Here is a 1,365-nt window from a genome sequence, read left to right on the forward strand (position 1 = left end):
TCAGAGCTGTCCTAAACGTTTTCTAAATTAGTTAGTCATAATTTAAAAATCACGCATTGGGACAGATTTTTATCTTTTTTGAAAATCAATCCCCCCACTCAAATAATTTACCTTGTACATGTACGCTTATAGGGATTGGTTTAGTATCCTGTTTGAAAGGATTATCCAACAGTTTGTTTAAATCAAATTTAACTAAGAGATTCAACCTTAAAAAAGCTACTAGATTAGACATACACCAGCCATACGTGGCTGATGCCTTGAGATATTTTATTATTAATATGGTAATCATTGCTGTCCAAATCTGTATTAAAACAGCATTTGGTGATGTGCCAAGAAAAGACTTTATTTTCAGTAATTGCTTAATATCTTTGAAAAATTGCTCTATTTCCCATCTGGCTTTGTATAGGTCAGATATGGTATTTGCTGTCCAAGTAAATTGATTGGTAATTAGTTCTATAGTTTGCTGATTAACTTCATCCCATACAACAACCCGTCTAAGTTTCTTTGGATATTTATTAAAGGTTTTAGCATCCTCTAACTCAATGAATTCGTCAACAAGTATATGTTGATGTCTATTCTCTGGTAGTTCTCGATCTTTAAGGCGTAAGAACTTAACCGATTTTTTCAAACGAACCACAAAATGACTCTTGCCTCTGTGCCATCTATAAAGGTTTTCGAAATCAACATATGCTCTATCAGCAACCACAACACTATCGGCTGGAAGTATAATTTCCTTGGCGGCTTTAGCATCGTTAAGTTTGCCATCAGAAAGATTAATATATACAGGTAAGCAACCATCAAAATCCAACAAGGTATGAAGTTTTATTGCTCCTTTCTTCTTTCTATATCTAGCCCAATCAAACAGATTTAAACACAAGGATATTGTCGTAGAATCTAATAACAGTATCTTTGACTTAATACGAAAGCGTGTTTGTCTAAATTGAGCAATTGAAGTTAATTTATGCAATAGCTTAAAGTAATAATCTTGAAACAGCTGCCATTCTCGATTCTGGTTTTGATAAGATAATGAAGATTTGGAGGGGGATATTTTTAAGCCAAGATGATTAAGATTACCTGAAGCCGATTTTAAGCCATTAGTAACATCTCGTAAGGAGTTAAGTTTTGAAAACTGACAAAAAAGCATCGTTATCAGATGAGTCCAGCTGTCAATACCTTTATTGTGCTTGTCGGTTTGATGCTTTTTCGTTAGCGCACTGAAAGAATTTCTGCATAAAGTTTGAATGATTTGAGCAAACAACGTTAAATTTGTTTTCATAGCCAATTAGTATTTTTATGATTAGACACCACAAAAATAATTGTTCCAGGAAACTGGAACCTAATTGGCTTTATTTAGGACAGATGTGA

Annotated in this window: 1 protein-coding gene; it reads right to left on the reverse strand. The window is 33.5% G+C overall.

The genetic code is table 11. The features are described 5' to 3' along the window. Positions 1-85: 85 nt before the first annotated feature. Positions 86-1,276, reverse strand: coding sequence for an IS4 family transposase (locus tag OM075_RS25040; protein WP_301193300.1), 1,191 nt, complete (start codon positions 1,274-1,276; stop codon positions 86-88). Between the last annotated feature and the right edge of the window lie 89 nt (positions 1,277-1,365).

It is taken from the genome of Plebeiibacterium sediminum, from assembly GCF_026013605.1.
GTDB lineage: Bacteria > Bacteroidota > Bacteroidia > Bacteroidales > Marinilabiliaceae > Saccharicrinis > Saccharicrinis sediminus.